Genomic DNA, 24,339 nt, shown 5'->3' with positions numbered 1-24,339 from the left:
TAAGAATTATGACTGCTACCAATCCAATATATACTGCACTTGCTACAAAGTTACTTACATTCGCCAAAAAGAGCGTGGGATACTTTTGACAAAAACCAGCTGTAACACCAAAAACAAGTAACAATAAAGGAATTCTTAATTTCCAATACATCATTAACCCCTTTTTCAAAGGCATAGTTATCTTTTCTTTATTATATTACCGTCATAAGACAATGACCATAAGGATTTTTTCCAGACTCATAGATTTTCTGTCCAAACCGGCATCCACGTTTATTTTTCCGTTTTTTTACAATTGCGCTGGGAGTCGCAAAAAGTGGCAGTAAGACAGAGACATGAGAGTTAAGGGCAAAAAAAGCAAGTTGCTGCACGTTGGCTTGCAACCCGGTCCGCTAAAACGGTGTTACTTGCTGACAACCTTTAATGCGACTTGCAGCTGCAAATCGTTTTTTTCCGCGTGCGCCATTTTGTACAGCGATTTTTCCATTTCATCGGCCGTTTTTTGATTGATGCTGCCGGTTACCGGAAGGCCTTTGTCAAACTGGAACGCCTTGACGGCATTTTCCGTCTGGATATCGAAATAACCGTCTTCCCTTCCCGGTGAAAAACCAAGACTCTTTAGCATTTGCTGGGCGGTTTTGATTTGGGTGTTGTTCATATCCTTTTTCAAAATGTGTGCAATTTGCAAAGCCTGGGCATCAAAATAGTCCGGCTGTTTCACTTCAATCGTCGGGGCAATGCCTTTATGATGGATCCAATGGCCATCGGGCGTAAGCCATTTAAACATGGTGAGTTTGATGATGCTCTCATCTTCCATCGGCACCGCTTCCTGCACCGTCCCTTTGCCGAATGTCCGGACGCCAATTAACGGATAATTTTCCGTTTCATGAAGTGCTGCCGCCATTATTTCAGAAGCGCTCGCGCTGCCTTTATCGACGAGAACCGCAACCGGGTAAGCCTTCTTTTTCTTCAGTTTGGACACATACTGGACACGGTGCCCGCTCCGTTCCTCAATTTGCAAATACGGCTTGTTTCTTGTAACAAACTGCTTGAGAATCGCTTCAACACTGGAAAGAAGGCCGCCCGGATTTCCCCGTACATCAATAACAAGCCCTTCCATGCCGCGGTTTTCAAGTTTTTCGAGCTGCTGTGCAAAATCTGTTGCCGTATCTTTTGAAAACTGGGTAATGCCGATATAACCGATTTTTTTCCCGTTTGCCTTTTTCATTTTCGAGTAGACCGTGTCAAGCGGGATTTCATCACGTTTGACCGTCACTGTCATCTGTTTGCCGGATCCGGCCCTTGAAATACCCAGCTTCACATTGGAGCCTTTTTTTCCTCTGATTCGTGTTGTCACTTCGTATAAGTCCATGCCTGCCGTACTTTTTCCGTTAATTGTTGTAATCACGTCTTCCGGGCGCAGTCCCGCTTTTTCCGCCGGGGAGTTTCTATAAGGAGAAACAATCAGTATTTTTCCGTTTTTTTTGGTAATTTCGGCGCCGATGCCTTGAAAAGAGGAATCCAGCGTGTCATTGAATTGCGCGGCTGTCTCTTTGTCCATGTAGACGGAATACGGATCGTCCAATGTACTGACCATGCCTTTGATTGCGCCTTCCACGAGTGTTTTTTCGTCAACTTTCCGGACATAGGAACTTTTGATTAATTGGTATGCCTGGGCAATTTTTGTGAGGTCCGGCATATTGCTTGTCCCACCGGTTGTTTCCTGGCGGGTGGGGGCTGCCTTGTCCTTTTGTGAAAACCATTGGCCTGCCGTATAGCCGCCGCCTGCACCGGCAAGCAGCGATCCCGAAATCGCAAGCGCCAGCCATTTTCGTTTCATGGTGATGCCCTCCTTGTACAAGAAGCGCCGCCAAAAGCGGGGTTCTTCATCTCGATAATTCAATATATGTACAAGCCGGGGGGCATATGCCGGGTAGCGGAAAAAGACGGCGAAAGTCCCGCCGAGGATGCAAACAGGCTGCCGTGAAGCTAAAAAATGCGTAATGCAAAACGGGCTCTGGTTTCTTTAGGGGATACGCGATCCGGCCATGACCATGCTGTTCACAAAACAGCACGAACGGGACGGAGCCACCATCACAACATGTAAAAAAGAAGCCTCTTCCGCTAAGCCGGCAAAGCAAAAACGGAAGAAGCCGTAAAGAGGTTGAGGGGTTCTCCCCCCGCGCTAAAATGACATCTTAGCATCGCAAAAAATATGGATACGTTTCCTTGGTTCACGAAACGGCATCCAATTGCGGAACGGGCCGGTAACCCGCCGCAAAGTCTTCAATCATGGCGCTTGCCGTCGGAAATTTTCCGGCACCCGGACCTGTAAGGGTAATTTTTCCGATCAGGCTGCCGTAAATCGTGATGGCATTGTTGACGCCTTCCACCGCATAAAGGGCGTGTTCGGGAGGGACAAGGACAGGCTTAACGGATGCTTTCAGCGTACCGCCATCACGGTATATGTCCGCAATATGCTTATAACGGAGTCCCTGCCGATCCGCTCTTTCAATATCCGCAAGCGAGAGGCCGCCTATGCCTTCAACTTCTACTTTCTCCCAGTCCGGCTGGGTTCCGAATACGAGCCGACTCAGGATCATCAGCTTGCAAAAGGCGTCCTGCCCTTTTACATCATTGCCCGGGTCAGCTTCTGCGTAGCCGTGCTGCCTGGCGATTTCCAACGCTTCTTCAAACGGAAGATGTTTTTCGCGCATGGCCGATAAAACAAAATTGGATGTGCCGTTTAAAATCGCCTGTACACGCTGGATGTCATTGACCTGAAGCTGCTGGGAAATCGTCCGGATCACAGGGATGCCGCCTGCAGTTGTCGCTTCATAACCGACAAACACGCCTTTTTCTCTCGCTTTTTCAAGCAACACATTTCCATATCGTGCAAACATGACTTTATTGGCAGTAATGACGTGGCAGCCTTTTTCAATCGCTTGTAAACAGTAGGAAAAGCCTGGTTCTTCCCCGACAATCGCTTCAAACACGACTTCAAGACCGGGAATGGCGAGAACTTCCCGGAAGTCCGTCGTGACGAGTACAGAACTGTCAATGTTCCGCTTTTTACGGGGGTTTTTGATCAGAACCGCTGCAATCTCTACCTCGGCATGCAGCTTTTCTTTCAGCTGCTCCCGGTGGGTCCGGACCGCTTCGTACACGCCCTGGCCGACCGTCCCAAAGCCGAGCAGCGCTGCTTTAATCACTCTCATTATCCAAACTCCTCCCTACATCTAGCGCTCTTTCGCCTCTGAAGCGTTTTGTTCATTTAAAACGGTCAAGCGGTCCGACAGTATTCGGTGCAGCCGGTATCCAGAAGCTCCCGATCTGGATCAGGTATGCAGACCGTCCGGGCCGCAACATTGTTCAATGGGATCAGCCCAGAACATCGTATAAGTTTTCCGGATCGCCTGTTGGCATTCGCATGGCGGCCTTCGCACGAATCTGCCGGACCCGCTCCCCGCTTTTACCGGGCTGTAACGGCTGTTGCTTTTGTAATGGCCTGATCGAGGTCGGCTGTCAAATCTTCGACGGCTTCAAGCCCGACGGACAGGCGGATCAAATCGCCTGTGACCCCTGATTTTTCCAGTTCTTCATCGCTCAGCTGCGAATGCGTAGTCGTTGCCGGGTGGATGATCAGCGATTTCGCGTCGCCGACATTCGCTACATGCGACCACAGCTTAACATTGTCGATCACGCGTCTTCCTGTTTCCCGGCCGCCTTTCACACCAAAGTTGACAATGGAGCCGTAACCGCCGTTCAAATATTTTTGCGCCAGCTCATGGGACGGATGGTCTTCAAGGCCCGGGTAATTGACCCAAGCAACATCTGGATGGTTTTTCAGAAATTCCGCGACTTTCAATGCATTTTCGTTATGCCTTTCCACACGCAGATGCAGCGTTTCAAGCCCTTGCAGGAATAAAAAGGCGTTGTCCGGGCTTAAAGCAGGCCCGAAGTCGCGCAAAAGCTGAACGCGAAGTTTTGTGGCGAACGCAGCCTGTGCCGTGTCGACGCCGTAGCGCAAGCCGTGATAGCTCGGATCCGGTTCGCTAAAGTCCGGGAATTTGTCTGTGTTCCAGTCAAAACGCCCGCCGTCAACGGCAACACCGCCGATCGCCGTTCCGTGCCCGCTGATCCATTTTGTCGCCGAATGGACAACCACGTCCGCGCCCCATTTGATCGGATTCGCGCCATACGGAGAAGCAAACGTGTTGTCGACAATCAAAGGAATACCGTTTTCATGGGCCACTTCCGCCACTTTTTCCACGTCGAGCACCTGCAGGCTTGGGTTGCCGATAATTTCCGCGTACAATGCTTTTGTTTTCGGGGTGATCGCCTGGCGGAACGCTTCAGGGTCGGACCCGTCCACAAACTTGACGTTAATGCCGTATTTCGGCAATGTCACAGCAAACAAATTATAGGTGCCGCCGTAAAGATTGCTGGCGGATACGATGTCATCACCCGCACGCACGATGTTCAAAATGGAAAAGGCAATGGCCGATGCGCCGGATGATAAACCGACAGCCGCTGTTCCGCCTTCCAGTGCAGCAACACGTTTTTCAAAAACATCCACAGTCGGATTGCCGAGACGGGAATAAATGAAACCTTCTTTTGATAAATTGAAGACGCCCTCCGCATGTTCTGTATCCGGAAAAACGTAAGAAGTCGTCCGGTATACCGGTACGGCGCGCGATCCTGTCGCCGGGTCCGGTTCCTGGCCGCCGTGCAACAATAAAGTTTCCGGTTGGAATGATGGTTGTGTCATTTTAAAGCCTCCTGATTTTTTAAAATTTTTTCGTGAAAGATGGAAGAGGAAATGAAAAAACCCTCTTCGTAAGGGAAGAGGGTTACAATGTATGTAAGTTCCTCCCTTATCTTTCAGACGCATGTCTGTAGGAATTAGCACCTTTTCAGGCAAATGCCTGAAGGTTGCCGGGCTTCGCAGGGCCTAGTCCCTCCGCCGCTCTCGATAAGAGTTTCTTTTCATAATTCAATTTTGAATGACTTATTGTTTAAGATTATAGAAGAACAATGGCAAACCGTCAACCTTTTTTTGAAAAAATTTTCTTTTTCTTCTACAATATTGGCGACAATAGCCGGGAAATGGACTCTTTAAACCGCACATAAAGCGGCCGGTTCTGGTAATCATGGAGCGTTAATTCGGTTGATTCGGCCATATCGTCCCGGAAAACGCCGGCAAGTGTGCCGGAAAGCTCACGGTCGTACAGCACGGCGTTCACTTCAAAATTGAGACGGAAACTGCGCACATCGATATTGGCCGTCCCAACGGAAGCAATTTTCCCGTCTACGACAATCATTTTCGCATGGATGAACCCTTTTTGATAAATGTACACTTTGACGCCCGTTTTTAACAGCTGGCCGATGTTGGAAAGCGTCGCCCAATAGACAAACATATGATCCGGTTTATTTGGAATCATAATCCGAACATCCACTCCGGATAAGGCGGCAAGCGTCAGCGCATTCAGGAGGCTGTCATCCGGAATAAAATACGGTGTTTGCAAATAAATATATTTTTTGGCGGAATTGATCATTTTAATATAGCTGTTTTTAATCTGCTCCCATTCAGAATCGGGGCCGCTTGAGACGATTTGGATATCGGTTTCACCCTGCGATGGGATGACCGGGAAATAACGTTCTTCATCTCTTACATCATGCGGTGACGCCTGATTCCAGTCCAAAATAAAGCGGGTCTGCATGGCATAAACAGCACTCCCTACAATCCGTAGATGCGTATCCCGCCAGTAACCGAATTTCTTATTCAGGCCAAGATACTCATCCCCGACATTAAAACCGCCGATATATCCGATCTGCCCATCAATAATCGCCAATTTCCGGTGATTCCTGAAATTGACGCGCAAATTGACGAGCGGGATCCGGGCAGGAAAAAAGGACGCCACTTCCCCACCAGCAACAACAAGCGGCCGGAAAAATTTGCGGCGGAACAGCATCCGCGACCCCATATCATCATAAAGCAGCCGCACCTTTACGCCTTCTCTTGCTTTTTGCGACAGCAGTTCAATCAATTCATGGCCGAGGCGGTCATTCCGGAAAATATAATATACAAGATGAATACTGTCTTTTGCATTCCGGATGTCTTCAAATAAAGCCTCGAATTTTTTCCTGCCGTCTGTAAATATATCGACATGATTGTCCTGGGAAAGGATTGCCCCGTCATTCATCAGCAGCATATAAACGAGATCCTTGTACTGGATTGTCCGCTCATCATGAAACGGAAACCGGTTTTCGCGCAGCAGTTCAATTTGCTGCTGGGAAATTTCCTTAATGCCGATCTTCTCCTGTACCTTCCAGTCAAAAATTTTCCGGCGGCTTAAATTTTGCCCGAATACCAAATACAGGATAAAGCCGGCAATCGGCAGGAATAATAGCACCAAAAGCCATGCCCAAGTTGCGCCGACATCTCGCCGTTCCAGGAAAATAACGGTTCCCGCCAGAATAAAATTCAAAAGAAACAAGATAACCAGTAGTACCGTTATAATCATTGCGTTCTCCTTTTCGTACACCCTTTGTTCCTGCTTGAGGTTTGTTCCCGGCCGGTATCCGGGAACACGGTGAAGTGTTTTGGAATTGATATAGGATATGTTTGCGCAGCAAAAATAACAATTGTATCATACCATAATATTTGCGCCTTACCTATCGTACAGCACTTTCCCTGCCATTGCATGCAAAAAGAACCGCACCAATGGATACGGTTCTTTTTTTCGTCCTTATTAAAAGTTAACATAGTTTCTCGGGTTTTGGGCACCGGTATGTGGCGGTGGTGTCCAGCGGCCGTTATAAATTTCAAAGTGAAGATGCGGTCCTGTTGATTCCCCGGTATTTCCCATTGCTCCGATCTGCTGCCCTTTGCTGACGTGCTGCCCGGTGCTGACGCTGTACGAGCTCAAATGGGCATAAACGGTTGTGTACAACTTCCCGTTAATATAGTGGGTGATCATGACGCAATTCCCGTATGAAGAAGAGTGGTACGCCCTGAACACGACACCGTCGGCTGCAGCGACAACCGGTGTCCCGATGCTGTTGGCAATGTCAATGCCCGGATGGAACCCGCCGGAACGCCCGCCGAATTCAGATGAAATATATCCGGATGCCGGTCGCGTAAAGGACCCGGAAGATACTTGCGGAAGGGATCCGCCGGAATGGCTCCCGGAACTTGACTTGACCGATGCAGAGCGGGTTGTCCCTGCGTTTGATCCTGCTGATCCTGTTGATCCTGCATTCGTTTGTGCCTTTGCTGCTGCATCTGCTTTTGCTGCAGCCTTTCTTTCTTCCTCCGCTTGCTTTTTCGCAAACGCAATGGCTTTTTCAATGGAAGCTTTTTGGTCAGCCAGGATGCTCTTTTGTTCACTCAGCGACATTTTCTCTTCTTTAAGGCTGTCTTTTTGTTTTTCCAGCTTTTTGATTAATGCCGATTTCTCGCTCTCATCCTGTTTCAGACTGTCTTTTAATGATTGTAAATCAGACAGCATCGATTCCAAATCGGACAGTTTCTTTTCCACTGAAGCCTGTTTGTCCTTTAAATCCTGTTCATCTTTTTTCTGTTCTTCCAAAATTTGCCGGTCTGCTTCAACCAATGTCTTCACTGCTGAAAAGCGGTCAATAAAATCACCAACGCTTTTCGCTTCAAGAAAAACATCCAAATAATTGACCGAACCGCCGCCGTTTTTCTGCATGGCACGGGCGCGGTCTTTTAAAATAGCGTTCCGGTCTTCAATCCGCTTTTTGATTTCAGCGATATTTTTCTTCAAATCAGCAATCTGGTCTTTCGTTGTGCTGATATTCTGTTCCTGCTCGCTGATTTTTTTGTTCGCCGATTGAATTTTCGATTCAATGGCCTCAAGCTGGCCGCCGAGAGAAGCCTGCTTGTCTTGAATGTCGGAAATCTGGTTTTCTTTTTTGTTCATCTCTGATTCGACATTGGAAAGTTTACTCTCAATCTCGCTTTTTTTCTGCTGCAAATCGCCGGCCGCAGCAGCATTGGACTGGTAGCCAAGCATGCCGCCCAAGCTGAGCGTGAACACAACGGCAGCAGGCAGAATGGAACGCTTCTTCATCTTTTTCCCCCTCAAAGCAAAATGTTTTTGTTTTATGTATCCGGGGACGCAACGCCCCGTTTTTCCTGTGTTTTAAAATGAACAGAAAGGGTATAGAATAAAAAATCAGGCGGACGGGAGTGGAATGCATCCCGGCCGTTCCCGTTACACTTTCAAATAACGGCGGATCGACATCGAACTGCCCCAGATTCCAATGCAGACGCCAAGTACAAGCAGCAGGCCGTCTACGCCGTAAATGAACGGGCTGATATCAAGCATATGGATAATATTGTTTTGCAGCTTCGGCTCTACGATTTTATAAACAGAGTAATAGCCGAAGGAAATCAGCACAATCGGCAGAATGGACCCCAGGATTCCGAGCCAGAGCCCTTCGAGAAGAAACGGCCAGCGGATAAACCAGTTTGTCGCCCCTACCAGTTTCATAATCTCGATTTCTTTTCTTCTGGCAAAAATCGTAATTTTAATCGTATTTGAGATAAGGAACATCGCCGTAAGCAGCAGGGCAATGATTAACACAAGCCCGACATTGCGGCAGATACTTAAAACATGGAACAGCTTTTCCACTTTTCCTTTACCATAAATGACGGATTCGACATGGTCCATTTTTTGAATTTGCGCCGCAACTTTTGGCGTGTCCGTCGGCTGCTTTGTTTTGACAATAAATACGTCATACAATGGGTTGTCCTGCTGGAACAGTTTAAAGTCATCACCCATTCTTTTAATCAATTCTTTTAGTTCCTGTTGTTTAGAAGAAAACTTGACGGAATTGACGGCATTCAGACTCTCAATCTCGCTTTCCAGTTTTTCCCTGTCGGCAGCCTTCGCCGCTAAGTCGATATGGACGCGAATTTCCACGTCGTTTTCAATATCGGAAGCAAATTTATTCATGTTCAGGATGATCACGAAAAATACGCCGACAAGAAGCAGGGTAATCGTTACGGCACTTGCCGATGCAAACATCATCCAGCCATTCCGGCCAAGGCTTTTAAAACTTTCCCGGAAGTGGCGTTTAAGCGTATTAATCTTCATAACCGTAACCTCCCAGCTGCTCATCGCGCACCACTTTCCCGCCTTCAATGGCAATGACGCGGTGCTTGTTTGTGTTTACAATATCACGGTTATGGGTAGCCATGACAACCGTTGTCCCGGTTACGTTGATGTCTTCGAGGATTTTCATAATGTCCCATGAAGTTTCCGGGTCGAGGTTTCCTGTCGGCTCGTCGGCAATGACCACTTTCGGCATGTTGACGATGGAACGCGCGATGGAAACCCGCTGCTGTTCACCGCCGGACAACTCAGAAGGCAGCATTCTTGCTTTATTTTTCAACCCGACCTGGTCGAGTACTTCCATGACGCGGCTCCGGATATAAGAAGGTTCCTGCTCGATCACTTCGAGAGCAAACGCGATATTTTCATATACAGTCAATGTCGGTAGCAGCTTAAAATCCTGGAATACGACACCGATCTGCCGTCGGAAATAAGGGATTCGTTTGTCCCGGAGTTTTGAAAGATTGATGCCGTTTACAGTGACGGTCCCTGCTGTCGGCTTTTCTTCGCGGTAAATCAGTTTGACGAGCGTGGACTTACCCGCGCCGCTCGGGCCAACGATATAAACAAATTCGCCCTGGTTGATTTTTATATTTAACCCGCTCACAGCCATGACGCCGTTCGGGTACTTTTTATAGACGTCCTTTAATTCTATCATTTCCTCACCTAGCTTTTTTTCAATGTAACGTGCCGGAATGAAAAATGTGTCAACGGCACCGGCAAAAAACGCCAATTTTTGCATTCCCTGCACACCCGTCCCTGTAAAAGAGCCGTACAGGATGATTTGCTGTAAGAAAAGGCTGTGTGAAAACCTTTCCGCATAAAAATTTGACTTTTTTCTCTTTTCAACGCGCGAGAATTCGCATAATTGCTCGAAATTCGCACATTTATTATTATAGCATCCCTACCCTTGAGCGACATTACAGTTTTGTTTCAAATTTTCTAATGGGGGTGAACATTTTTTTGAGGATCGCTTCGCATTTTGGAACTTTTTAAGCCTTGTCTGAAACTATAAATGAATACCGTTGACACTTCCCCATCATTCTCCCTCCCTCGACAAAAAATAGGGATTCCCGTCGTATGGGAATCCCTATTTTCATTCACTGTGTCCTCGCATTCACTTTTTCGAAAAAAACCCGGTAATAAAAGAAATTACGCTTACAACACAGTCCGCCACTAAAAATGTCCCTATTCATCTATTTTCATTATATCCTTGACCTGTAATGTTAGTTGGTACGAAGATCATAATAATGCCTGAACCTAACCACTACTAATCAATTGTAATATAGATAGCATGGTTACAAATGATTCCTTTATATCATAAGCATTCTCATTTTGGCAGTGCCATATATACTGATATTGCCAAAAAAATGAACCCGACTACAAGTTCAATCCCAAATCTGGCTGTCTTGTTTTTCCTGTACTTAAAGCTGTTCACAAGAAGAACAATTCCGACAACAAAGCAAAAAAGCATGACCCAAAACCCCATGATTTTTCTCCCCCATTCTTCCATAAAGATCCATTATCTCTTTGGCTTCCCGTTTTTGTAAACCCATCTCCGTATGGTTAGAAGTAGTACAAAGGTACAAACGAATAACAGAAACATGATGTGAATTTATTTCCTGTATTACAACCTATTGGAAATTTTTTTACATTATAACACACGGCTTTTATATTTGTAAACGTTTAATTTTATTTTTTCGTTTTTTCAAAAAGGTCGCGTAACGCTTGCCTTTTTAGCCCATACTGAGCCGGTATTTTTGCAGTTGCTGTAGAAAAATTTCCACTTATATCAAAAAACGGGCCGGTTTTCCGGTCCGTTTTTGTCATTTTTTCTTGGAAAGCCATTTCGCGACTTTTTGGGCATCGTCTCCCTTTAAAAGCCCTTTCGGCATGTCTCCTTTTCCGTTTTCAATGACATTTAAAATCTGTTTTTCGCTGAGCTTAGAACCGATATGCTGCAAATTCGGCCCGACGTTCCCCTGCAATTGGTCGCCATGGCAGGCAGAACATTTTTGGTCTGCCAGTTTTTCGGCATCGCCGCCACTTGCCGTGTTTTTCCCGCCGCCTGATGATGGAGACCCGTTCCCGCAGGCAGCAAGCCCGGCTGCAAGCAGAACCGCCGCCAAAGCTGCGCGCCATTTTTTCACACGAAGCCCTCCCTCCTGTGCACATTCTTCTTCCATTATACCGGATGGCCGCCCGGGCTTGGCAAGAAATACGAAAAACGCGTAAACGCGCGGCTACGGCATGTTAAAACCTTCGCCCAGCACTTCGGCGGCATCCATCACAACAACAAATGCCTTCCCGTCAATGGTTTTGACAAGGTTTCTTAACTTAATAAATTCAGACTGGTCGACGACACACATCAGAATCGGTTTTTCCTGATCGGTAAATCCGCCATATGCAGGGAGCCTTGTAACCCCGCGGTCGATCTGGAACAAAATCTCTTTCCGGATATCCTCGTATTTGTCGGAAATAATGAGCACATTTTTCGAACGGTTCAGTCCGACCTGGACGAGGTCAATGGTCTTGCTTGTGACAAACAGCCCGATGATTGCATACAAACCCTTTTCAATATCAAAAACGGCAGCTGCTGACAGGACAACAAGCCCGTCAATCGCAAGTACACATTTCCCGAGTGAGATGCCGGTAAATTTATGGATAATTTGCGCGGCCAAATCGGTTCCGCCGGTTGAAGCCCTGCCAAGAAACACAATCCCGAGCCCAGCCCCGACGCCGATTCCACCAAAAAGTGCGGCCAGCAATGCGTCATGCGTCCACGGCTGCCAATCTTCCGTTAAAAAAACGACAAACGGCAAAAACACGGTGCCAACAAGTGTTTTAATGCCAAATTGGTAACCTAAAAAAATGAGGCCGGCAATAAATAGCGGAATGTTGAGCCCCCATTGCACGTAAGCCGGCTTCCATCCGAACAATCCGTGCAAAATCGTGCTGATCCCGCTGACGCCGCCGGACGCAATATTATTTGGAAGCAGGAAAACATTAAATGTAATGGCAACGATCGCTGATCCAGCAAGGATATAAATGTATTCTTTCAGCATCGTCCAGTATTTGTTCTCCGGCTTTCTCCTTTTATTTGCCATTTCCCTCCCCCTTTTCATAAAAAAACGGATGCCACACACCAATATACAGGACCGCTTGTTTCGCACCCCTCTATATTTTCTGGCATTGTGGCATCCGGCCTGTCATGCGTTCAATTTTTCAGAAAAACTTTTTCTCATTACGAAATATGCGCACGCAGGTAAGCGTCAATGAACGGATCAATTTCGCCATCCATCACCGCCTGGACATTCCCTGTTTCAACATTTGTGCGGTGATCTTTTACCATCGAATAGGGATGGAACACATAAGAACGAATTTGGCTGCCCCATCCGATCTCTTTCTGTTCACCGCGGATTTCTGCCAATTGTTTTTCTTTTTCTTCTACTTCTTTTTGGTACAATTTCGCTTTCAGCATTTTCATGGCTTGTTCGCGGTTCTGAATTTGCGAACGTTCCGATTGGCAGGAGACGACAATCCCGGTCGGAATATGGGTCATCCGGACAGCTGAAGATGTTTTGTTAATGTGCTGGCCGCCTGCACCACTTGCCCGGTATGTGTCGACACGCAAATCTTCCGGCCGGATTTCCACTTCAATATTGTCGTCTATTTCCGGCATCACTTCGCACGAGACGAACGAAGTGTGGCGCCGGCCGGCTGCATCAAACGGCGAGATCCGGACAAGACGGTGAATGCCTTTTTCCGCTTTAAGATAACCATACGCATTATGCCCTTTGAAAAGAAGGGTGACACTTTTCACACCGGCTTCGTCGCCCGGGAGGTAATCAAGGGTTTCGACTTTAAAGCCTTTTTTCTCGCCCCAGCGTGTATACATTCTGAGCAGCATGGAACACCAGTCCTGGGATTCCGTACCGCCCGCTCCTGGGTGCAGCTCCAAAATTGCATTGTTCGCATCATACGGCCCGTTTAAAAGCAGCTGCAGCTCGTATTCATTTAATTTTTCCGTGAACGCTTCAAGCTCAGCCTCGAGCTCTTCTTTCAGTTCCGAGTCATTTTCTTCTTTGGCCAGTTCGTGCGTGACTTCGAGATCCTCCTGTTGCGACTCGAGTTCACGGTAGCCGTTTACCATTTCTTTTAAAGCATTGGATTCATTAATAATTTTTTGTGCTTCCTGCTGGTCGTCCCAAAAGTTCGGTTCCAGCATTCTTTCTTCCAGTTCAGCAATACGTGTCTCTTTTTCTTCTAATTCAAAGAGACCCCCTGAAACCCGCTAATTTCTTAGCTGTATTTTCCAATTCCGCTCTAATTTCTGATAACTCCATTCCATTCACCTCATTAAATTTTTCTGCTGTTTTCCGCAAAAAAGAAGGGCGGCGTTTTGCCCCTCCTTTTTTACGTATGCCTGCCTGATTTTAAGCCTCAAGCCGGCCGTGGCAGTTTTTATACTTTTTGCCGCTACCGCACGGGCAAGGGTCATTCCGGCCGATGCGCACTTTTTTGCGGATCGGTTTTTTCTTCACAATTGTTTCTTCCCCGCCCGGCACGACAGCCTGGCCCTTTGCCACTTCCTGGCGCTCCAGATTGGTTTGGATTTCTGCTTTCATAATATATTTTGCCGTATCTTCCTCGATGGATGCAACCATATTTTCAAACATGGCAAAGCCTTCCGACTGGTATTCGCGCAGCGGGTCGATCTGGCCGTACGCGCGCAAGTGGATCCCTTCGCGGAGATGGTCCATCGCATCAATATGGTCGATCCATTTTGAGTCAACAGAGCGCAGCAAAATGACTTTTTCAAATTCGCGCATCTGTTCCGGCCCGAATGCTTCTTCTTTTTCATCATAGCGCATCTTCACTTTTGCCATGATCAAGTCAACCATTTCGTCCGGTTCTTTTCCGAGCAAGTCTTCCCGTGAGATGTCGCCTTCACGAAGCAGATTGGTCAAGACATAATCGACAATGCCCTGCAAGTTCCATTCTTCCTCATCTTCATGAAGCGGTGCATTAGCGTTGACAACGCGTTCTACGACCGAGCGGATCATTTTTTCAACGATTTCACGCAAATTATCCGCCGTCAGTACTTCATCGCGCTGCTTATAGATGATCTCACGCTGTTGCCGGAGAACATCATCATATTGGAGCAGTTGTTTCCGGGCATCGAAGTTATTGCCTTCCACCCGTTTTTGTGCAGATTCAACGGCGCGCGACACCATTTTGCTCTGGATCGGCTGCGTATCATCCATGCCGAGCCGTTCCATCATGCTCTTCATATTATCCGATCCGAAACGACGCATCAGTTCATCTTCCATTGACAGATAAAACTGTGTGATCCCGGGATCTCCTTGGCGTCCGGAACGCCCACGCAACTGGTTGTCGATCCGCCTTGATTCATGGCGTTCAGTTCCGATAACGGCAAGGCCGCCCAGTTCCACGACACCGTCGCCAAGCTTGATATCGGTACCGCGCCCGGCCATGTTCGTCGCGATCGTGACCGCGCCTTTTTGCCCGGCCTGTTTGATGATCTCCGCTTCACGCGCATGGTTTTTCGCGTTCAACACGTTATGCGGGACGCCTTTCTTTTTCAGCATTCGGGAAATCAATTCAGACGTTTCGATCGCCACCGTCCCGACAAGTATCGGCTGGCCAAGGTCGTGCCGCTGCTTTATATCCTCAACAACCGCTCTGAACTTGCCTTCCATCGTTTTGTAAATCAAATCCGGCCGGTCATCGCGGATGATCGGGCGGTTTGTCGGGATCACGACAACACGCATGTTATAAATGTTGCGGAATTCTTCTTCTTCCGTTTTCGCTGTACCGGTCATCCCGGCCAGCTTCGCATACATCCGGAAATAGTTCTGGAATGTGATCGTGGCCATCGTCATGCTTTCGTTCTGGATCTCCACGCCCTCTTTTGCTTCAATCGCCTGATGGAGCCCTTCACTGAAACGGCGGCCTTTCATCAGGCGGCCGGTGAACTGGTCGACGATGATGATTTCCCCGTCCTGCACAACATAGTCGACATCCCGGTGCATCACAACATTGGCTTTCAGCGCCTGGTTAATATGGTGGTTGATTGTCACATTGCGGATATCGTACAGGTTGTCGATATGAAAATATTTTTCGGCTTTCGTGATGCCATCTTCCGTCAGCAGTACGCTCTTCGTTTTCACGTCATAAGTGTAATCTTTTTCTTTTTCCAATGTACGCACAAATGCGTTCGCTTGTGTATACAGTGCCGTCGATTTTTCGGCTTGTCCGGAAATAATAAGCGGCGTCCGCGCTTCATCGATTAAAATCGAGTCGACTTCATCGATGACCGCAAAATAAAGCGGCCGCTGCACTTTTTGTTCTTGGTAGAGCACCATATTGTCGCGCAAATAATCGAAGCCGAATTCATTGTTCGTCCCGTATGTGATATCTGCTGCATATGCGGCCTGTTTTTCTTCGTTCGACATATTGGTTAAATTCAGGCCGACAGTAAGCCCAAGAAATTGGTACAGCTTGCCCATTTCCTCGGCATCCCGCTTCGCCAAGTATTCGTTCACTGTGACGACATGGACGCCTTTTCCGGACAGGGCGTTCAAATAAACCGGCATCGTCGCGGTCAGCGTTTTTCCTTCACCGGTTTTCATTTCGGCAATATTTCCTTCATGGAGCGTAATACCGCCCATCAGCTGGACATGATAAGGATAAAGCCCGAGCACACGTCTGGCGCCTTCCCGGACAACCGCAAAAGCTTCCACAAGCAGGTCATCAAGGCTCTCGCCGTTTTGGTAACGCTGCTTAAACTCTTCCGTCTTGTCGCGCAGCTGCTCATCCGACAGCTTTTCCATATCCGACGCCAATTCCTCAATCTGGTTTGCGATCTTCTCAAGATGTTTCAGTTCACGTTTGTTGGCATCAAAAACTTTGTCCAAAAAAGCCACCATTCAAAACGCTCCTTTATTTCAGTATCAAAACAGGACTGTTTCGGCCCTATCATTGTAATTGCCATGACTTTTAAATTTTAATTATAGCACAGTTTCTTTTCTGCGTCTCTTTTTTCGCCGGGTTTTCCCGGCCGTGTCAAACCAGGGTTTCCATGCTTTTTGAGGAAAATTCCGATGATACAGTCCCGGATGCAGCCGGGTCCGTGTATTTTGTTTCCTGAAATATACCTTATTGTATTTTAACACTGAAACGGAGTGCATACAACAAAAGAACCCGGGGTGGGCAGCAGGCCCGGGCGGAAGAGACCGGATTGAGGGTGCTGCCGGTGCTTAAGGCTATATAAAATGAACAAAATATTGCTGCGCTGTTGCCTGCTGTAAAAAGACATCGTGCCCGGACTTGATGCAAATGGTTAGATTCCTTTTACATGGTCGGACAACCGATTCCGGCTTTTCCTGTTTGGAATGTTCAGGCCACTGTGCTGAATAAAATTGAAGCGGCGCGCGCACTCATTTAAAATTAGAAAAGCGTTTTACCAGGCCGCAACCATGCCGTCCGCACGCGATTCCGTGCCGCCCATCAGTACGCCCGTGTCCGGATTCCGCCAGATGATCTGACCGCGGCCGAAACCTCCCGTATCCGCAGCCACTTGAACATCATGCCCTTTTCGAATCAGCCCTTGCACAAGGTGATTCGGAAAATGGGGTTCCACCAGCACTTTTTTCCCTTCCGTCCATTGCCATCTCGGGGCATCCAGCGCCTGCTGCGGATGAAGATGAAAATCAATCGTGTTCATGATCACTTGGAAGTGGCCCTGTGGTTGCATATAGCCACCCATTACGCCAAACGGCCCGACAGCTTCCCCGTCTTTTGTTAAAAAGCCGGGAATAATCGTATGATACGTCTTTTTCCCGGCTTTCAATGCATTCACATGCGTTTCATCCAAAGAAAAATCATGCCCCCGATTTTGCAAGGCAATGCCTGTGCCCGGAACGACAATACCGGAGCCGAATCCCATATAATTGCTTTGGATATAAGAAACCATATTTCCTTCCCCGTCCGCCGCCGCCAAATAGACAGTGCCGCTCTTTGGCAGTTCATACGGTTCCGGATCCAGCGCCAGATCCCCGATCAACCTGCGCCGGTTTGCAGCATAGCCTTCCGAAAGCAAATGTGCAATGTCCGCCTTCATTTCCCCGGCATCTGTAATGAACGCTTTACCGTCCGTAAAAGCGAGTTTCATTGCCTCAATTTGTTTATGATAGGTATCCACGCAGTCTTTTTCACGGAATTCAAATCCGCGCGCAATATTGAGCGCCATCAACGCAACAAGCCCCTGGCCGTTCGGCGGCATTTCCCACACCTCATAACCGCGGTAGCTGGTGGAAATCGGCTCCACCCATTCGGGATGATAGGCTTCCAAATCTTCCCTGCTTAAAAAACCGCCCCATTTCCGGATGAAGGCACTGATTTTTTCTGCAAGCGGCCCCCTGTAAAAACTTTCTGCTTTCGTTTCCGCAATTTCCTTCAATGCCGCGGCATGCCCGGGCGATTTCCACACTTCTCCGATTGCAGGCACCGTGCCGTCCGGCGCAAACGTGTCAAACCATGGCCGGAACATTTCTTCTTTAAAAATCGTTTGAAAACGGCGGAATGCCCTTTCCCAGTATTTTCCCAAAACCGGAGACAGCGGGTACCCTTCTTCCGCATACCGGATTGCCGGTTGCAGAACGTCTGTCAGAGGGAGCCGACCGAATTTTTCCGATAGAGCCGCCCATGCTGCCGGCGCGCCCGGCACCGTAATCGGGACCACACCATAAGCCGGCATTTTTTCATACCCCTGTTTTTTCACAGCCTCAATGGAAATCGACTGCGGGGCAGGTCCGCTTGCATTTAAACCATGCAGCTTCCCGCCCGTCCAAACCATGGCGAATGCATCTGAACCGATGCCGTTCGAAGCCGGTTCCACGACCGTTAAGGCGGCGGCTGCGGCAATAGCGGCATCAATCGCATTGCCGCCTTTTTGTAAAGCTTCAAGGCCGGCCTGGGCAGCTAACGGCTGTGAAGTGGCAACCATTCCTTTTTTGGCAAAAATGGTATTTCTGGTGGATACATAAGGATGATACAAGTAATCCAGGTTCATCATTTTCCCCCCTCGTATAAAATGCACTCTTTTTTCCTGTTCGCAAGTGTAGGCCTTGCCGGCTGCTCGTCCGCTCCGGTTTTCAGTCTGTCATCCGGGCTTTTCTCCTGCCTACCTTGCCATTTTCTTTATCCCTAAACCTATGCGCCGGCTGATTTTCATCCTTCTGCCGATGCCGCGTTCCTTTTCGGCTTGCGTTGTTTGCTTAAAAACCGCCCCCGGCTTTACCGGGCCCGTTTTGCATTCACCGGATGGGCCCACGCTGCAAAAGCACCCGCGGATTCACCGCGGGTGCTTGTTTCGTCCGTTCCTTATTTTGTTTCAATCAGCCCGTATTTGCCGTCTTTGCGGCGATATACGATGTTCGTATGATTTGTTTCCGCATCGGTGTAAATGAAGAAGTTATGGCCCAGAAGGTTCATTTGCAGCACTGCTTCTTCACTGTCCATCGGTTTTAAGTTAAAATGTTTGGTCCGCACAATTTGCAGTTCTGAGTCTTCTTCTTTCCTGGCTTGTTTTTCTTTAAGTCCGGTGTCCTGAGTAGTGAACAGTTCCCTCGTGCTTCCTTTTTCGCGCAGTTTCCGGTTTACTTTTGTTTTATGTTTGCGGATTTGCCGCTCCAATTTGTCAGCAATCAGGTCAATTGCCGCATACATATCCTCATTGGTTTCTTCCGCACGCAATACAACCTGCGGCATCGGAATCGTAATTTCCACTTTGGAAGTTTTATCCGGATTGACTTTAAGTTTTACATTGACGGAAGTGTCTGGCGTTTCTACGAAATACCGATCCAACTTGTTCACTTTTTTCTCAATATAATCCCGAATCGCCGGAGTTACCTCAATGTTTTCGCCACGAATGTTGTAGTTCATCATGTGGACCCCTCCTCATAACTGGCAGCCCCTTGCATACCGCGGTATGCTCGTACTTTCACTTTGAACAGTGAAAGCGCTGCCTTCTCTAATAATCTTACACTTATATATTTACACATTGCCTGTCTAAATTCCTTCTTTTTTGGCGAATTTTTCTTAGAAATATTTGTCATCCCCCTCCGATGGTGCTGTAAAAAGCAGTTTACACGGCTTTCCCTGAAAAAAAGAAGTTCTGCATTGATCAGAACTCCTATCTTTTCCGGTCATAAAACCTTCCATCATTTAACTGCAGGGACTGGTACGGATTAATATACTGCTTCATGGACGTTTTCTTTTTCGCAGCTTGTTGGATGTCGCTCCGGATGCCGGACAGCGTTTCCTGCATCAGGGGCTTCAATTGTTTGTCAAGATCCATGATTTTTCTTCCAAGCAATTGCGCTTCAGCGGAAAAAGGCGGTTTCATGGCAGCAAGCAGCGCGCCGCGTCGGTCAAGGAGCCGGTGGACGTTTTGGATCAAGGTATCCCTCGGCTGCTCTTTATGAAATTCCGAAAGCAGCGCTTCCGTTAGCTCCAGGCAGGCGGCTAGATCGCCCATCATACTTTGCCGCCTTGCCCGTATGTTTGCCGGCGGTTCGCCTGGATGACCTGCTTCCAGGTGTCGCGGAAACCCGTTACCAACTCTTCCGCTGTATCGAGTTTTGACATATCATTTTTCACATTGGCCTGGATCAGTTCGCGCAGGATAAAATCGTAAAGGGAAAGCATCTTTTCTGCATCTTCAAATTTGCCCGTATCGAGCGTCATCATCAATTCACGGATGATGTTTTGCGCTTTTTGGATGTTTTTATTTTTTTCTTCAAAATTTTTGTTTTCAATGGCTTTTTTCGCCAAATGGATAAACTTCAGGCAGCCATTGTACAGCATCAATGTCAGCTCGCCCGGCGATGCGGTTGCAATCGAGTTGTTCTGATACGCCTGGTATGGATTACGTGTTGCCATTTGCGGCCCCTCCTTTAACTATTACTGACTGAAAAAGCTGGATAAATAAGTATATTGGCTGTTATATTTTTGGATCGCTTGCTCCATCGCTGTAAACTGCGCATAATAACGGTCTTCAAGCTTGTCCAGTTTGTCATTCATGTCACTAATTTTATCCGTCAAATCGTTGATGTTTTTCCCAATCGTGAACTGGGTGTTCACATAAGTGGACTTTCCGGCTTTGTCAACGATCGTGTTATACGTTTGATTGACGCTGTCGTACAGCCTTTGGACAATGCCTTTTTCCGATGTTGTGCTACCGGACGCGCGAAACAGGAGTTCAACCGAATCCGGATCGTTTTGGATCGCAGCCTTCAGCTTGTCTTCATCAATTTCCAGCTTGCCGCCTTCCAGCCAGTCGGAAGTTGTCGTGATGCCGATGCTTGATAATTGGCTGTATTCGGATGAAATATTGGCGTTATTTACTTTTGAATAAATCAATGACCGCATGTTCGACAGGGAACTTTTCAGCGTCATATCATTCCTTAAAAGGCCGCTTCTCGCTTTTTTATCCCATTGGTCCTGCTGCGTGTCCGTCAATTCCTTGCGTTGGTCGTCCGTAAGCGGCGCATAATCCGGGTAGCGGTCTTCATTCAGCTTCGACTGCACGGCATCAATCAGGCTGTTATACTGGCCCACAAAATCTTTAATGTTTTTGAAAATGGTGTCCGTATCGTTAGAGACCGTAACCGTGACGGGTGTATCAAATTTGCTTTTAAGGGTGTACGTTACGCCGTTGATGGCGAACGTGTTGGACGTACGTTCTGTTTCCAGGCCGTTCATCGTAAATTTTGCATTCTCACCGCCGGATTCTTTGCTGCCATTAAACTGCAATGTTTGATTTAAGAAATCATTGCCAGACCCGCCAATGATGATTTCATCACCGTCTTTGTTAAGGTCTCCAGTCGATTTTCTTGTGAGCGAAACCCTGTCCGCATTTGCGTCATAGTACATGCCGATCCCAAGTGTCGAATGGTTGTTTACATCTGCCATGACAGTATTTAAAGAATCCGTGCCATCAATATAAAAAGTCGCTTTATTTATACTTCCGTCTTCATTATAACTTCCGAGTGACATGGTGGCATATTTTGATGAATAAGTGACGGAAACTGTGTTGCTTTCTCCGCTTAATACAGATGAATCCGTAAACGTGATCAGGCCGGTTGAAGCATCCAGCGTACCGATCGGACTGCTTTTTCCTGTATCGGATTCTGCGTACAGTTTGTCGTTTTCGAGCACATAGTTTGTATTGTTGATTTTTAAGCTGAACGCCTGATCTCCGCCCGCATCCGTTGCGATCAAGCCATGCCCCAGCTGCATCGTTGCCGTACCCTGGGCCAATGTTTTTGTTTCTGTCACCGCCCCCGCGACATACTCCACATTGATGCTGGATCCCGAAGATACCGCACTGTCAAATGTCAACACGCCGCTTTCCGCGTTATAAACGGCATAATTGCCTTTTTCATTGTCAGGAATATTGCTTTTATCATTTACAACCTGATAGGTTTTGCCATTTACTTTTACATTCATAGCATAATAGGTAATACCGTCCGTCGTTGTTGAAACAGGCGGATTGGACAGTTTGACCGATGCCGTCGCATCCCCGTCTCCTGAAAAAGACTGGGAGACCACGACCCCGTTGTTCCAAGTAATGCCGTTTAAAAAGTTCCCGGTCTGGCTGTAAAGGCTTGCGTCCGCTTTGATTTTGGCACCGGATTTGGAAATCGTTGTTGCCGTTTCAGATCCTGATCCGCTGATTTTTGTCGCAGCCGTTGCCAGTTGCGTAACGCTTTGGATGGTTGCTGATCCGAGTGCAGCATTATTTGCCGCAGTGGCCGTCACATTATTTTCGTTTGACGAGGTTGTCGTACGCACCCTGTACTTGGTTGTCAATTTCATGTTGGACAGCGTGGAGCGGAAGTCAAAATATTTTTGGTTCAGCGTCCGGTAGTCTTCTTCCTGCCACTCCAAAATTTGCTTTTGCTGCTGCAGTTTGACCAAAGGCTGTTTTGCCGCGGTCATCATTTTTTCGACAATGGAATCGATGTCCATGCCGCTCGCAAGCCCTGTGATTCTTTGTATGGATGTCATTCAATTCCCTCCTTATACCTTTTCATCGGCCAGAATCCCGACATGGTGCAGCATATCGGCATACGTATCCAAAATCCTTTTCGGCGGAATTTCTTTAATCACCTGGTCCGTCTTGTCGTCGACAATCGTAACATAATATTCTTTCAGCTGGTCATGAAATTGAAATTTTAAATGGGTGGATGATCCGGACAAGAAATGGTTCAGCTGGTCCACCGCTTTTTTCACTTTTTCTTTCGTTTCTTCATTGGCGGGAAGGCTTTGTTCCCTGTTTTCTTTTGTCACAATTGGCCTGGCCTGATCCGCCTCGGTTGCCTTTTGTGCCTGCGGTGTGCTGTTTGCAAGAGGCGGATGCGCAGCCTGCCACTGCGTCGCTCCAATCATAGCAAGTATCTCCTTATTTTCCGGCGTGTCCCGCCCCTTGTTTCATGGCGGAACAAAACCGCTTTTTTGTCTACTATTTGTATCGGATATTTCCAGCCGTTTTTAACATCCGCCGCTTTAAAATTTCACGTTGGCGAATGCCTTACTTGAGCCGCACGGGGGATGCAGCGCAAATTTTTGGGATAAAAGGCAGATACCCATACAGACACCGGTTTTTTCACATATGCTTTATCGTACAAAAAATAATGGGGTTGAGGAGGAAAAAACTTTGAATACAGATTATCAGGGAGTTCCTTATTATGAAACATTTCACCAAGAAGATGTAAGATTGCGGCCGTGGGGTTTCCGGCCATGGGGTTTCCGGCCATGGGGTTTCCGGCCATGGGGTTTCAGACCGTGGGGATTCGGTTTCGGCCCGTTCCTTGGAGGGTTTGCAGGCGGCCTAGCAACATCGGCATTGCTCGGACCGGCTTTTTACGGCGGATACGGCTTCCCGTACGGCTACGGGTTTTTCTGGTAGACTGGCGAAAGAGGCCGGCTTATCCCAATTTTGCCGGCCTCCATTAAAAAATAGAAAAACGGATCATTTGCTCGTTTGGATAAGCGATGATCGTAGGACTCAGGGGATGAGAAAAATTCGCTTTCATAAAATCGTTCGGCACCGGCTACATGCCGGTGTTTTTTCTCTTCGGCACTTTCTTCACGCACCACCCTACCGTTTACGCCCGCCTCGATACATAACGGTTTTCTTTTATCCAGAACCGGTACGGATAATGTTTGGCTTCACCGGTGTTATCGATCCCGATACGCGGGCCGGTTTCGATTTGTTCCGGTTCGTATCCTTCCGCAATAAAGAGCGGGCGTTCGTAAAATACGCGCCCGTAGTCTTCCATTGTAATGCCGAGCGCTTTCGCCAATTTCCCCGGACCGTTTGTAAGCTGCTTTGCTTCCTTGACTTTCCGACGGGCAAACATTAGCTCCGTTCCCATAAAAGGTTCCACGGCGCGGATCAGGATGGCTTCCGGAGTGCCTTCCCGGCCACTGACGACATTCACGAGGCAATGGGTATGCATTTGGTATGTATACACGTGGCCCGGGCCATGGTACATGATTTCCGTTCTTTTCGTCCGCCGGTTTCCATAACTGTGCGCGGCCCTGTCCGATGCACCCATGTATGCTTCCGTTTCGACAATAAAACCGGCCGCCGTTCCTTCTTCCGTCTCTTTGACGAGCAGGCAACCGAGAAGGGCACGTGCCAGCTCCAACGTATCTTTTTTAAAAAAATCCGCCGGTAAAGGCATAAGCAACGGGGTTTTTCTCACCTGAATGCCTCCTTTCTATCTGGGGCGCTACTTTCCGTACAGTCATGATACCCGGCAAAGGGCACTTTAACTCCATATCCTATAGTATCCAGCCAAAAAGCATCTTTCCGTGCAGTAAAGGATCTTTCATGCGCTTAAACATGCATTTTTCGACAGCGGTTTCGCCGAGCATAAGCGAAAACCGGAATGAACACTCTTTCTATGCAATGAACGTTTGACATCCCGAACGCTTCGAAGGCCCCTTTCTTCCCACCCATTCTGAAGCCGGAGACAAAAACATCTTTCCATTCAGCAATGGTTCCTTCGTATTTTTAAACATACCTTGCCACGATAACGGTTACGTGCAATACGAACGGAAACCGGAATGAAAATCTTTCCCATGAAATGGCAACAAT

Annotated in this window: 19 protein-coding genes and 1 riboswitch; of the genes, 1 reads left to right on the top strand and 18 read right to left on the bottom strand. The window is 47.7% G+C overall.

What is annotated here, in order from left to right:
• Positions 1-400 precede the first annotated feature (400 nt).
• The 17 genes from P9687_RS03590 to flaG form a co-directional block, all read right to left on the bottom strand.
• Entirely contained in the window at positions 401-1,837 is a 1,437-nt protein-coding gene (locus tag P9687_RS03590; protein ID WP_017551675.1) for a S41 family peptidase, read from the bottom strand.
• A gap of 394 nt (positions 1,838-2,231) precedes the next feature.
• Positions 2,232-3,215 (bottom strand): homoserine dehydrogenase, encoded by a 984-nt coding sequence (locus P9687_RS03585; RefSeq protein WP_061564986.1) that lies wholly within the window; start codon positions 3,213-3,215, stop codon positions 2,232-2,234.
• Between the two features lie 254 nt (positions 3,216-3,469).
• Positions 3,470-4,768, bottom strand: a complete 1,299-nt coding sequence (locus tag P9687_RS03580; protein WP_061564987.1) for an O-acetylhomoserine aminocarboxypropyltransferase/cysteine synthase family protein — start codon at positions 4,766-4,768, stop codon at positions 3,470-3,472.
• A 103-nt stretch (positions 4,769-4,871) separates the two neighbouring features.
• Positions 4,872-4,979, bottom strand: a riboswitch (SAM riboswitch).
• Between the two features lie 99 nt (positions 4,980-5,078).
• The gene (cls, locus tag P9687_RS03575; protein ID WP_014095865.1) at positions 5,079-6,524 is read right to left on the bottom strand and encodes a cardiolipin synthase; all 1,446 of its coding nucleotides are present in this window, start codon (positions 6,522-6,524) and stop codon (positions 5,079-5,081) included.
• A gap of 228 nt (positions 6,525-6,752) precedes the next feature.
• Complete coding sequence (locus P9687_RS03570) at positions 6,753-8,096, bottom strand: murein hydrolase activator EnvC family protein (protein WP_017551671.1); 1,344 nt, start codon at positions 8,094-8,096, stop codon at positions 6,753-6,755.
• 144 nt (positions 8,097-8,240) lie between these two features.
• The gene (gene ftsX, locus P9687_RS03565) at positions 8,241-9,125 is read right to left on the bottom strand and encodes a permease-like cell division protein FtsX (protein WP_014095867.1); all 885 of its coding nucleotides are present in this window, start codon (positions 9,123-9,125) and stop codon (positions 8,241-8,243) included.
• On the bottom strand, positions 9,115-9,801 hold the full coding sequence (ftsE, locus tag P9687_RS03560; RefSeq protein ID WP_026684159.1) for a cell division ATP-binding protein FtsE: 687 nt from the start codon (positions 9,799-9,801) through the stop codon (positions 9,115-9,117). Before ftsE ends, ftsX begins: the two co-directional genes overlap by 11 nt.
• A 1,168-nt stretch (positions 9,802-10,969) precedes the next feature.
• A complete protein-coding gene (gene cccB / locus P9687_RS03555) occupies positions 10,970-11,329 on the bottom strand; it encodes a cytochrome c551 (RefSeq protein ID WP_328228547.1) in 360 nt (119 codons plus the stop codon).
• 57 nt (positions 11,330-11,386) lie between these two features.
• Positions 11,387-12,250: a YitT family protein gene (locus P9687_RS03550; RefSeq protein ID WP_328228546.1), complete on the bottom strand. Its 864-nt coding sequence runs from the start codon at positions 12,248-12,250 to the stop codon at positions 11,387-11,389.
• Between the two features lie 137 nt (positions 12,251-12,387).
• A protein-coding gene (gene prfB, locus P9687_RS03545) for a peptide chain release factor 2 (RefSeq protein WP_100183734.1) occupies positions 12,388-13,489 on the bottom strand; the annotation gives its coding sequence in 2 pieces (ribosomal slippage) (positions 12,388-13,416 and positions 13,418-13,489; 1,101 coding nt in all).
• Between the two features lie 90 nt (positions 13,490-13,579).
• Complete coding sequence (secA, locus tag P9687_RS03540; protein WP_328228545.1) at positions 13,580-16,096, bottom strand: preprotein translocase subunit SecA; 2,517 nt, start codon at positions 16,094-16,096, stop codon at positions 13,580-13,582.
• A gap of 533 nt (positions 16,097-16,629) precedes the next feature.
• The gene (locus P9687_RS03535) at positions 16,630-18,240 is read right to left on the bottom strand and encodes a gamma-glutamyltransferase family protein (RefSeq protein WP_328228544.1); all 1,611 of its coding nucleotides are present in this window, start codon (positions 18,238-18,240) and stop codon (positions 16,630-16,632) included.
• 311 nt (positions 18,241-18,551) lie between these two features.
• On the bottom strand, positions 18,552-19,115 hold the full coding sequence (gene hpf / locus P9687_RS03530) for a ribosome hibernation-promoting factor, HPF/YfiA family (protein WP_017551661.1): 564 nt from the start codon (positions 19,113-19,115) through the stop codon (positions 18,552-18,554).
• A 247-nt stretch (positions 19,116-19,362) separates the two neighbouring features.
• Entirely contained in the window at positions 19,363-19,710 is a 348-nt protein-coding gene (locus P9687_RS03525; RefSeq protein ID WP_026104639.1) for a flagellar protein FliT, read from the bottom strand.
• Entirely contained in the window at positions 19,707-20,111 is a 405-nt protein-coding gene (gene fliS, locus P9687_RS03520; RefSeq protein WP_014095877.1) for a flagellar export chaperone FliS, read from the bottom strand. Before fliS ends, P9687_RS03525 begins: the two co-directional genes overlap by 4 nt.
• Positions 20,112-20,132: 21 nt before the next feature.
• Positions 20,133-22,241 (bottom strand): flagellar filament capping protein FliD, encoded by a 2,109-nt coding sequence (gene fliD / locus P9687_RS03515; RefSeq protein ID WP_326244082.1) that lies wholly within the window; start codon positions 22,239-22,241, stop codon positions 20,133-20,135.
• 12 nt (positions 22,242-22,253) lie between these two features.
• The gene (flaG, locus tag P9687_RS03510; protein ID WP_017551657.1) at positions 22,254-22,622 is read right to left on the bottom strand and encodes a flagellar protein FlaG; all 369 of its coding nucleotides are present in this window, start codon (positions 22,620-22,622) and stop codon (positions 22,254-22,256) included.
• A gap of 268 nt (positions 22,623-22,890) precedes the next feature.
• On the opposite strand from flaG, the gene P9687_RS03505 reads away from it, so the two are divergent.
• Positions 22,891-23,142 carry a hypothetical protein gene (locus P9687_RS03505; RefSeq protein WP_017551656.1) on the top strand — a complete coding sequence of 84 codons (252 nt, stop codon included), beginning with the start codon at positions 22,891-22,893 and terminating at the stop codon, positions 23,140-23,142.
• A gap of 199 nt (positions 23,143-23,341) precedes the next feature.
• On the opposite strand, the gene P9687_RS03500 is transcribed toward P9687_RS03505, so the two are convergent.
• Positions 23,342-23,923 (bottom strand): DNA-3-methyladenine glycosylase, encoded by a 582-nt coding sequence (locus P9687_RS03500; RefSeq protein ID WP_035189113.1) that lies wholly within the window; start codon positions 23,921-23,923, stop codon positions 23,342-23,344.
• Positions 23,924-24,339: the final 416 nt, after the last annotated feature.

It is taken from the genome of Weizmannia sp. CD-2023 (assembly GCF_036225245.1).
GTDB lineage: Bacteria > Bacillota > Bacilli > Bacillales > Bacillaceae_C > Weizmannia > Weizmannia faecalis.
The sequence above is the reverse complement of the archived record's forward strand: the minus strand, read 5'-3'. Positions and strand labels throughout refer to the sequence as shown.

What these genes read in the sequence shown, in the direction of transcription:
- P9687_RS03590 (WP_017551675.1), bottom strand. Translation starts at nt 1,837, where the DNA reads ATGAAACGAAAATGGCTGGCGCTTGCGATTTCGGGATCGCTGCTTGCC.
- P9687_RS03585 (WP_061564986.1), bottom strand. Translation starts at nt 3,215, where the DNA reads ATGAGAGTGATTAAAGCAGCGCTGCTCGGCTTTGGGACGGTCGGCCAG.
- P9687_RS03580 (WP_061564987.1), bottom strand. Translation starts at nt 4,768, where the DNA reads ATGACACAACCATCATTCCAACCGGAAACTTTATTGTTGCACGGCGGC.
- cls (WP_014095865.1), bottom strand. Translation starts at nt 6,524, where the DNA reads ATGATTATAACGGTACTACTGGTTATCTTGTTTCTTTTGAATTTTATT.
- P9687_RS03570 (WP_017551671.1), bottom strand. Translation starts at nt 8,096, where the DNA reads ATGAAGAAGCGTTCCATTCTGCCTGCTGCCGTTGTGTTCACGCTCAGC.
- ftsX (WP_014095867.1), bottom strand. Translation starts at nt 9,125, where the DNA reads ATGAAGATTAATACGCTTAAACGCCACTTCCGGGAAAGTTTTAAAAGC.
- ftsE (WP_026684159.1), bottom strand. Translation starts at nt 9,801, where the DNA reads ATGATAGAATTAAAGGACGTCTATAAAAAGTACCCGAACGGCGTCATG.
- cccB (WP_328228547.1), bottom strand. Translation starts at nt 11,329, where the DNA reads ATGGAAGAAGAATGTGCACAGGAGGGAGGGCTTCGTGTGAAAAAATGG.
- P9687_RS03550 (WP_328228546.1), bottom strand. Translation starts at nt 12,250, where the DNA reads ATGGCAAATAAAAGGAGAAAGCCGGAGAACAAATACTGGACGATGCTG.
- secA (WP_328228545.1), bottom strand. Translation starts at nt 16,096, where the DNA reads ATGGTGGCTTTTTTGGACAAAGTTTTTGATGCCAACAAACGTGAACTG.
- P9687_RS03535 (WP_328228544.1), bottom strand. Translation starts at nt 18,240, where the DNA reads ATGAACCTGGATTACTTGTATCATCCTTATGTATCCACCAGAAATACC.
- hpf (WP_017551661.1), bottom strand. Translation starts at nt 19,115, where the DNA reads ATGATGAACTACAACATTCGTGGCGAAAACATTGAGGTAACTCCGGCG.
- P9687_RS03525 (WP_026104639.1), bottom strand. Translation starts at nt 19,710, where the DNA reads ATGATGGGCGATCTAGCCGCCTGCCTGGAGCTAACGGAAGCGCTGCTT.
- fliS (WP_014095877.1), bottom strand. Translation starts at nt 20,111, where the DNA reads ATGGCAACACGTAATCCATACCAGGCGTATCAGAACAACTCGATTGCA.
- fliD (WP_326244082.1), bottom strand. Translation starts at nt 22,241, where the DNA reads ATGACATCCATACAAAGAATCACAGGGCTTGCGAGCGGCATGGACATC.
- flaG (WP_017551657.1), bottom strand. Translation starts at nt 22,622, where the DNA reads ATGATTGGAGCGACGCAGTGGCAGGCTGCGCATCCGCCTCTTGCAAAC.
- P9687_RS03500 (WP_035189113.1), bottom strand. Translation starts at nt 23,923, where the DNA reads ATGCCTTTACCGGCGGATTTTTTTAAAAAAGATACGTTGGAGCTGGCA.